This is a genomic window from Mesorhizobium sp. WSM4836, assembly GCF_055811815.1.
Map to the genome: position 1 here is coordinate 1 of NZ_JBVVQF010000096.1, position 466 is coordinate 466.

1 pseudogene is annotated in these 466 nt (G+C 63.5%); it reads right to left on the reverse strand.

From position 1 onward, the window contains the following. Positions 1-466: pseudogene (gene groEL, locus AC0L2P_RS32255) on the reverse strand (chaperonin GroEL); the annotation flags it as partial.

Consider the following 466-nt stretch of genomic DNA (forward strand, 5'->3'; position numbering starts at 1 on the left):
TCCACTTCGGTCGCACCGCCGACGCGGATGACGGCAACGCCGCCCGCCAGCTTGGCGAGACGTTCCTGCAGCTTCTCCTTGTCGTAGTCCGAGGTGGTCTCCTCGATCTGCTGCTTGATCTGGGCAACGCGGCCCTGGATCTCTTCTTTCTTGCCGGCGCCGTCGATGATGGTGGTGTTCTCCTTGGAGATCGACACCTTCTTGGCGCGGCCGAGCATGTTGAGGCCGACATTCTCGAGCTTGATGCCGAGGTCTTCGGAGATGACCTGGCCACCGGTGAGAATGGCGATGTCTTCCAGCATGGCCTTGCGGCGATCGCCGAAGCCCGGCGCCTTGACGGCGGCGATCTTCAGGCCGCCACGCAGCTTGTTGACGACCAGCGTGGCCAGGGCCTCGCCTTCGACGTCTTCCGAGATGATGACCAGCGGCTTCGAGGTCTGCACGACAGCCTCGAGGATCGGCAGCA